Annotated in this window: 9 protein-coding genes; 3 read left to right on the top strand and 6 right to left on the bottom strand. The window is 73.7% G+C overall.

What is annotated here, in order from left to right; translation table 11 throughout:
* The 3 genes from N798_RS14775 to hisI all read right to left on the bottom strand — a co-directional run.
* The coding region (locus tag N798_RS14775; protein ID WP_035949854.1) for a Trp biosynthesis-associated membrane protein at positions 1-306 on the bottom strand (306 nt) is incomplete at its 3' end.
* A gap of 2 nt (positions 307-308) precedes the next feature.
* Complete coding sequence (locus N798_RS14770; protein WP_035949852.1) at positions 309-1,868, bottom strand: anthranilate synthase component I; 1,560 nt, start codon at positions 1,866-1,868, stop codon at positions 309-311.
* Positions 1,865-2,236 carry a phosphoribosyl-AMP cyclohydrolase gene (gene hisI / locus N798_RS14765; RefSeq protein WP_035949850.1) on the bottom strand — a complete coding sequence of 124 codons (372 nt, stop codon included), beginning with the start codon at positions 2,234-2,236 and terminating at the stop codon, positions 1,865-1,867. The genes N798_RS14770 and hisI overlap by 4 nt, the downstream gene beginning before the upstream one ends.
* Positions 2,237-2,272: 36 nt before the next feature.
* On the opposite strand from hisI, the gene N798_RS14760 reads away from it, so the two are divergent.
* Positions 2,273-2,920 (top strand): TIGR03085 family metal-binding protein, encoded by a 648-nt coding sequence (locus N798_RS14760; protein WP_035949849.1) that lies wholly within the window; start codon positions 2,273-2,275, stop codon positions 2,918-2,920.
* A 25-nt stretch (positions 2,921-2,945) separates the two neighbouring features.
* Here the strand turns inward: N798_RS14760 and hisF are convergent, their stop codons facing one another.
* Positions 2,946-3,719: an imidazole glycerol phosphate synthase subunit HisF gene (gene hisF, locus N798_RS14755; protein ID WP_035949847.1), complete on the bottom strand. Its 774-nt coding sequence runs from the start codon at positions 3,717-3,719 to the stop codon at positions 2,946-2,948.
* 35 nt (positions 3,720-3,754) lie between these two features.
* On the opposite strand from hisF, the gene N798_RS14750 reads away from it, so the two are divergent.
* The gene (locus N798_RS14750) at positions 3,755-4,912 is read left to right on the top strand and encodes an FUSC family protein (protein ID WP_052117401.1); all 1,158 of its coding nucleotides are present in this window, start codon (positions 3,755-3,757) and stop codon (positions 4,910-4,912) included.
* A gap of 10 nt (positions 4,913-4,922) precedes the next feature.
* Positions 4,923-6,734 (top strand): MFS transporter, encoded by a 1,812-nt coding sequence (locus tag N798_RS14745; protein ID WP_229708278.1) that lies wholly within the window; start codon positions 4,923-4,925, stop codon positions 6,732-6,734.
* A 105-nt stretch (positions 6,735-6,839) separates the two neighbouring features.
* Here the strand turns inward: N798_RS14745 and N798_RS14740 are convergent, their stop codons facing one another.
* Both N798_RS14740 and hisG read right to left on the bottom strand, forming a co-directional pair.
* On the bottom strand, positions 6,840-7,283 hold the full coding sequence (locus N798_RS14740; protein WP_035949843.1) for a PH domain-containing protein: 444 nt from the start codon (positions 7,281-7,283) through the stop codon (positions 6,840-6,842).
* On the bottom strand, positions 7,280-8,125 hold the full coding sequence (gene hisG / locus N798_RS14735) for an ATP phosphoribosyltransferase (RefSeq protein WP_035949840.1): 846 nt from the start codon (positions 8,123-8,125) through the stop codon (positions 7,280-7,282). Before hisG ends, N798_RS14740 begins: the two co-directional genes overlap by 4 nt.
* Positions 8,126-8,139 lie beyond the last annotated feature (14 nt).

Below are 8,139 nucleotides of genomic sequence, written 5' to 3'. Positions count from 1 at the left end.
CGCGTCGGGGTCGAGCAGCACGCGCGCGACGAGGGCCACGCCGCCGAGCGAGGCGAGCAGCGTGAGGACGAGGGCGACGACCCGGGCGCGCGGACCGGCGGTCGCCGACGCCACGGCACCGGCGACGACGACGAGGGCCAGCGCCACCACTCCCCCGGCGACCTCGGACCCGGTCGCCGACACCGACGTCTGGCCGAGCACGACGTCGTCGACCGAGCCGCTCACCCACGTGCGCGACGCGGTGACGATGACGACGAGGGCCCCGAGGACGACGAGCAGGATGAGCACGCCGCGGCGTCGCAGCATGCTCACGGCACCTTCCTCAGCGCGGACGCGGTCGCGACGGCCCGAAGCGCGGCGGTGGCCTTGGCGACGCACTCGTCGTACTCGGCCCGGGGCACGGAGTCGGCGACGATGCCCGCGCCCGCCTGGACGTGGGCCGTGCCGCCGTCGAGCAGCGCCGTGCGGATCGCGATGGCCATGTCGAGGTCGCCGTGGAAGTCGAGGTAGCCGACGACGCCGCCGTAGACCCCGCGCCGCGACGGCTCGTAGCCCTCGATGAGCGCGAGCGCCCGCGGCTTCGGCGCACCCGAGAGCGTCCCCGCGGGGAACGTCGAGACGAGCACGTCGTAGGCGCGCACCCCGTCGCGCAGCTCACCGACGACGGTCGACTCGAGGTGCATGACGTGGCTGTAGCGGCGGACGTCCATGAACTCGACGACGTCGACCGTGCCGGGCCGGCACACCCGGCCGAGGTCGTTGCGCCCGAGGTCGACGAGCATGACGTGCTCGGAGCGCTCCTTCGGGTCGGCGAGCAGGTCCTCGGCGAGGCGCACGTCGCCCTCGGGGGACTTGCCGCGCGGGCGCGAGCCGGCGATGGGGTGGGTGATGGCCTGCGACCCGGTGACCTTGACGAGCGCCTCCGGGGAGCTCCCGACGACGTCGTATGCCGTCCCGTCCGGTCGCGTGAACCGGAAGAGGTACATGTAGGGGCTCGGGTTGCCCGCCCGCAGCGCCCGGTAGACGTCGAGGGCGTCGGCGGGGCACGGCATCGAGAAGCGCTGCGAGAGGACGACCTGGAAGACCTCGCCGGCGCGGATGTCCTCCTTCGCGCTCTCGACCATCGACTCGTAGTCGTCGCGGGTGAGGTTGCCGGTCACGCCCTCCATCGCCTCGTCGACACGGTCTGCGTCGACGACCGAGACGGTGCTGTCGGCGCCCGCGGCCAGGTCGTGCGTCATCGCGTCGAGCCGCGCGACCGCGTCGCTCCACGCGTCCTGCACCCGGTCGTCGGTGGCGTCGTAGTTGATGGCGTTGGCGATGAGCAGCACCGAGCCGTCGGCGTGGTCGAGCACGGCGAGGTCGGTCGCGAGCATCATCGCGATCTCGGGGAGGTGCAGCACGTCGGGCGTCGTCGACGGGACGCGCTCCCAGCGGCGCACGGCGTCGTAGGAGATCATCCCGACCATGCCGCCGGTGAGCGGCGGCAGCCCGGGCACGGGGTCGGTCGCGAGCGCGGCCACCGTGTCGCGCAGGGCGTCGGTCGCGAGTCCGGTCGTGGGGACGCCGACCGGCGGCTCCCCGATCCAGTGCGCCTCGCCGTCCTTCTCGGTGAGGGTGGTCCGGCTCGCAGCGCCGATGATCGAGTAGCGGCTCCAGACGCCACCGTGCTCGGCGGACTCGAGGAGGAAGGTGCCGGGACGGTTCTGGGCGAGCTTGCGGTAGAGGCCGACCGGCGTCTCGGCGTCGGCCATGAGGCGACGGACAACGGGGATGACGCGGCGGTCCTCGGCGAGCACCTGGAAGAGCGGGAGCGACGGCCAGGTGGCGCCGAAGGAGAGGTCGGGCGAGGGCTGCGGGGACGTCACCGCGCGGCCTCTCCGACGACGACGTCGAGGGCGCCGGCGTCGAAGCACGTGCGGTCGCCCGTGTGGCAGGCCGCACCGATTTGGTCGACCCGGACGAGCAGGGCGTCGCCGTCGCAGTCGACGGCGACCGACTTCACGTACTGCACGTGGCCGGAGGTGTCACCCTTGCGCCAGTACTCCTGCCGACTGCGCGACCAGAAGGTCACCCGCCCCTCGGTGAGGGTGCGGCGGACCGCCTCGGAGTCCATCCAGCCGAGCATGAGGACCTCGCCGGTGTCGTGCTGCTGGACGACGGCGGCGACGAGGCCGGCGTCGTCGAAGCGGAGACGGCTGGAGACGGCGGAGTCGAGGTCGGGCACGCCCGCCATTGTGCCGCCCGTCCACCGAGGCGCGAGGATGGGTCCATGACCTCCGGCTCCACGCCCATCGCACGCACCGAGCGCCTCGCCCTCTGCGACACCTTCGTGGCCGTCGGCCCGGACGCTCCCACTCTCTGTATGCCGTGGACGACGCGTGACCTCGCGGCGCACCTCGTCGTGCGCGAGGGGCGCCCTGACCTCGCCACCGGCATCTGGGTCCCGTTCCTCGCCGACCGCACCGAGCGCGAGCAGTCCCGGGTCGCGGCGCAGCCGTGGGCCGACCTCGTCGAGGCCGTGCGCTCCGGCCCGCCGGTCTGGCACCCCGCGAGGCTCGGTGCCGTCGACAACGCGGTGAACCTCGCCGAGATGGTCATCCACCACGAGGACGTCCTGCGCGGCGACGGCGCCACCGGGCCCCGGCGCGAGCCGTCGGCCCACCTCGAGTCCGCCGTCTGGTCGCTGCTCTCCCGGATGGGCCGCCTCCTCTTCCGCCGCGTCCCGGCTGCCGTCGAGCTGCACTCACCCGGGCGTCGCACGCTCACGGCGGGCAGCGGCGACGCGACCGTCACGGTGACCGGCGCGCCGATCGAGGTGCTACTCACGGCATACGGGCGTCGCAATGTCGCCGACGTCGAGGTGGACGGCCCACCGGACGCCGTCGCGGCGTTCGGCGCGGCCCGCCTGGGACTCTGAGGCAGCCGGTTCGCCGCGCGCCCGACTATCGGACGGGGTGGTGGTCGGCGCGCAGCGCGTCCTTGACCTGGCCGATCGTGAGGTCGCCGAAGTGGAAGACGCTCGCGGCGAGCACGGCGTCGGCCCCGGCTCGCACGGCCGGCGCGAAGTGCTCGACCGCCCCGGCGCCACCGCTCGCGATGACGGGTATCGTCACCTCGCGTCGCACCCGGGCGATGAGGTCGAGGTCGAACCCGGCCTTGGTGCCGTCGGCGTCCATCGAGTTGAGCAGGATCTCGCCGGCGCCGAGCTCGGCCGCGCGCACGCACCACTCGATCGCGTCGAGTCCGGTGCCGGTGCGGCCGCCGTGCGTCGTCACCTCGACATCGTCGGTGACGGTGCCGTCGTCGCCGCGGCGACGACGGACGTCGGCGGAGAGCACGAGCACCTGCGAGCCGAAGCGGTCGGCGGTCTCGGCGATGAGCTCGGGTCGGGCTATCGCGGCCGTGTTGACGCCGACCTTGTCCGCGCCGCTGCGCAGCAGCCGGTCGACGTCGTCGACGGTCCGCACTCCCCCGCCGACGGTGAGCGGGATGAAGACCTGCTCGGCCGTGCGCCGCACGACGTCGTAGGTCGTCGCGCGGTCGCCGCTGCTCGCCGTGACGTCGAGGAAGGTGAGCTCGTCGGCGCCCTGCTCGCCATAGGAGCGGGCGAGCTCGACGGGGTCGCCGGCGTCACGCAGGTTCTCGAAGTTCACGCCCTTGACGACGCGGCCAGCGTCGACGTCGAGACACGGGATGACACGGATGGCGACGCTCACGTGGGCAGGCTATCCGGCGGGAGATGATGCCTCGTATGCCGTCCGCCTCCGACCTGCCAGCCCGCGTCGCCCGGCGCTCGCGGTCCGAGGCGCGGATCCGGACCGACCGGCTGCAGACCCGGATCGCGTTCATCCTCCAGTGCGGCGTCGGCGCAGCCCTCGCGTGGTGGCTCGCCGGTGACGTCTTCGACCACCGGATGCCGTTCTTCGCCCCCGTGACGGCGATCATCACGCTCGGCATGTCCTACGGGCAGCGGGTCCGTCGTGCCGTCGAGGTGATGATCGGCGTCGCCCTCGGCGTCTTCGTCGGCGACCTCTTCGCCCACCTCTTCGGCAACGGCGTGCCCCAGCTGCTCGTCGTCGTCGTCCTCGCGATGACGATCGCCTCGCTCGTCGGCGCCGGCATCCTCATGACGATCCAGGCCGGCGTGCAGGCCGCGATCATCACGACCCTCCTCGCCGCGCCGGGGCAGGCGTTCACCCGGTGGGTCGACGCCGTCATCGGCGGTGGGGTCGCCCTCGTCATCAGCGTCCTCGTCCCGGCAACCGGTCTCCAGCGACCTCGCCAGAAGGCGGCTCTCGTCGTCGAGGAGCTCGCGGCGATCCTGCGCCAGACGGCCACCGTCATCCGCACCGACGACGGCGAGCTCGCCGGCGAGACGCTCCAGCGGGCGCGGGCGTCGGAGCGGATGCTCGACGAGCTGCGCTCCCTTGCCTCCGAGGGTGTGGCCGTCGTGCGGCTCTCGCCCTTCCGGCGGCGCCACCTCCCCGGCGCCCAGGCCGTCGCCGACCTCCTCGAGCCGCTCGACCGCGCCATCCGCAACCTGCGGGTGCTCGTGCGCCGCGCGCTCGTCGGGACGCGACGCGGCGAGGTGATCCCGCCGGCATACACGGCCCTGCTCGACGACCTCGCGAGGTCGTGCGACGACATCGCCCGTGAGCTCCACGAGCGTCACGAGCCCACCGCGGCGCGCGCCGGTCTGCACCGCCTCGGCGAGCGGAGCGCAGTCATCGACGCCGCGTCGGGGCTGTCCGGTGAGGTGATCCGGGCCCAGGTGCGGTCGATGGTCGTCGACCTGCTCGTCCTCACCGGCATTCCCGTCGAGGACGCCGCCGACGTCGTGCCGACGTCGGCACGCGACCGTGGCCGACGCGTCGACCACGACGTGGTCGACGACGAGGAGCCGACCTAGGGTTGCCCGTGTGGCAGTCGAGACGGTGACGGACGTGGACGACCTCACGGACGAGGTCCGTCGGCTCCTCGCCGAGCGCGGCCCGCGGGCCGGGTCGGTGACGGTCGTCGCGGTCGACGGCCCCAGCGGCTCGGGCAAGACGACGCTCGCCGGCCGGCTCGGCGACGACCTCGACGCGCTCGTCCTCCACGTCGACGACATGCACCAGGGCTGGACCGGCGTCCTCGAGACCGTGCACCTCGCCCGGGCCTCGCTCGTCTCGGCGTGGGCCGCCGGCGAGCCCGCCAGCCACCCCACGTGGGACTGGGACGAGGACGTCGCCGGACCGAGCCGTGCCGTCCCGGGCGCCGACCTCGTCGTCCTCGAGGGCGTCGGGGCGTTCGCCATCGCCGGGGACGCGGCGTCGGCCCGGGTCTGGGTCGAGGCCCCCGACGACGAGCGGCACGTCCGGGCGGTCGCGCGCGACGGCGAGGTCTTCGAACGTCACTGGGACGAGTGGGCCGACCAGGAGCGCCGGCTCTGGGCGGTCTCCCCCGGACGCAGCGACGCGGACGTCGCCGTCGACACCGCCGACGGTCCCGCCGGCAGCGCCGCCGACGTCGGCGGGCAGACCGGCAATGCGGCTGACGGGTCGGTGGCCCCGCAGCCTCCCCCGTTGTGGCTCGTCGTCCTCGGCGTCGTCGCCGTGTCGCTGAGCATGCGCACCCTCATGACGTCGCTCCCCCCGCTGCTCCCCCGAATCCGCGAGGACCTCGGCCTCAGCTCCGTCTGGCTCGGCGTGCTCACGACCCTTCCGGTGCTCTGCATGGGGCTGCTCGCACCGGCATCGGCGCGCCTCGGGCTGCGGCTCGGCGTGGCCCGCTGCATCTCGCTCGCCATGGTCGCCATCTCCGTCGGCAACCTCGCGCGGACGTTCTCCCACGAGGTGCCCGCGCTCTATGTCGGCACGCTCTGCGCCGGCGCCGGCATCGCCCTCGCGGGCACGCTGCTGCCCGGCATGGTCAAGGCGTCGTTCCCGCCGGGCCGGGCCGGCCTGGCGACCGGGCTGCAGATGTTCGCGATGATGGGCGGCGCGGCGGTCGCCGCCGCGGTGTCGGTGCCGCTGGCCCGCACGCTCGGCGACTGGGACCTCGCGCTCGGGTTCTGGGGCCTCGTCGCGGTCGTCGGCCTCGTGCTGTGGCTGCCCGTCGACCGGGCGGTGCACCACGGCGGCGACCGCGACCAGCACCCTCCGGACTCGAGCCACCGGCTGCCGTGGCGCAGCCCGACCGCGTGGTGCGTCGCCGGCTTCCTCGCCGTGCAGTCGTGGCAGTTCTACTCGTCGCTCGCGTGGCTCTCGCCGACCTACGTCGGGCACGGCTGGGAGGCCCAGGACGCCGGCCTCCTGCTCTCGGTCTTCACCGGCGCGCAGTTCGTCTCCGGCCTCGTCGGCCCGGCGGTCACCGACCGCGTCGGCGACTGGCGCGTGCCGCTGGTGGCCGCCGCGGTCTTCGGGCTCGTCGGCCAGACCGGGGTGTGGGCCGCACCGGACGCCGCGCCGTGGGTGTGGGCGGTCCTCCTCGGCGTCGCGCAGGGAGCGTCCTTCGCGATCGGGCTCGTCCTGCTCGTCCGGTATGCCGTCTCGCCCGCCGCCGCCGCCCGCTTCACCGCGATGGCCTTCCTCGTCTCCTACACCGTGGCGTCGATGGGGCCGACGACGATGGGCGCGGTGCGCGACCTGTCCGGCGACTACTCGTCGATCTGGCTCGTGCTCGCCCTGCTCATGCTCGCCCAGCTCGGTCTCGCGCTGCTGCTCCGCCCCGGGCGCCCACCCGTCCGCTGATGCCCGACCTCCCGGCGAGTGTCGGGAATCCGGGGTCTCGCGGCGCGGGATGGGCCCGGATCGCCGACACTCGCGGGCTCGTCAGGGTCGAGCCGGGGGTGGTGTTCAGCTCCGGCGGGAGTCGGCGACGAGGTGGGCGAGGCGCTCGGCCTCGCCGCGCGACGACGGTCCGTCGGCGCGCTGGATCGCCATGACGGCCACCGTCTCGGTGTCGTTGAGGTGCAGGCTCACCCACGGGTCGCCCTCGTCGAAGGTGACGTCGCGGATCTCGTCCCAGCGGATGTGGCGCTGCCCGATGAGGTTCTGCACCGTGATGCCGCTGTCGTCCGGCACGGCCCGGATCGCGGCCCAGCGCCACAGGACGAGCGCGAGACCGACGCCGATGACGGCCATCATGACCCGGTCGGCGACGACCCAGCCGCCCTCGTCGACGCCGGAGACGAGCACGGCGAGGACGACGAAGAGCACGAGCGAGACACCGGCCATGACCATCGCCATGAGCCGACCACGACGCGACCGGAAGGGCTCGCGCGAAACCTGCTCGGTCACAGCCGGCACGCGGCGATGTCGGTGACGAGGATGGCGCGGGCCCCCATCTCCCAGAGCCGGTCCATGACCTGGTTGGTGCCCGCGCGCGGGACCATGGCGCGCACGGCCTTCCACTCGGGGTTCTGCAGGCTCGAGACCGTCGGGGACTCGAGGCCCGGCGTGATGGCGCACGCCTCGTCGACCAGGGCGGCGGGAACGTCGTAGTCGAGCATGACGTAGTGGCGCGCGGTGACGACCCCGAGCATGCGCCGGCGGAGCACCTCGACCGCGGACTCGTCGTGGCTGCCGTCCCGCCGGATGAGCACGGCCTCGCTGCGCAGGATCGGGTCGCCGAAGACCTCGAGCCCCTGGCTGCGCAGGGTCGCGCCGGTCTCGACGACGTCGGCGATGACGTCCGCCACACCGAGCGTGATCGCCGTCTCGACGGCACCGTCGAGACGAACGACCTCGGCCTGGACGCCGTGGTCGGCGAGGTGCTTCTCGACGAGGCCCTGGTAGCTCGTCGCCACGCGGCGACCGGCGATGTCGGCGAGGGACGACACGGAACCGGGGCGGCCGGCATACCGGAAGGTCGACCCACCGAACCCGAGGGTCATGACCTCGGTCGCGGCGCTGCCCGAGTCGAGCAGGAGGTCGCGGCCGGTGATGCCGCAGTCGACGGTGCCGGAGCCGACGTAGACGGCGATGTCACGCGGACGGAGGTAGAAGAGCTCGACCGAGTTGGCCTCGTCGGTGACGACGAGCTCCTTGGAGTCACGGCGCGTGCGGTAGCCCGCCTCGCGCAGCATCTCGGCGGCGGGCTCGGCGAGCGAGCCCTTGTTGGGGACGGCGATGCGCAGCATGGGGTGGCCTAGCG

Origin of the sequence: Knoellia flava TL1 (assembly GCF_000768675.1) — a bacterium.
Lineage (GTDB): Bacteria > Actinomycetota > Actinomycetes > Actinomycetales > Dermatophilaceae > Knoellia > Knoellia flava.
This window is presented reverse-complemented; position numbering and strand designations above follow the sequence as displayed.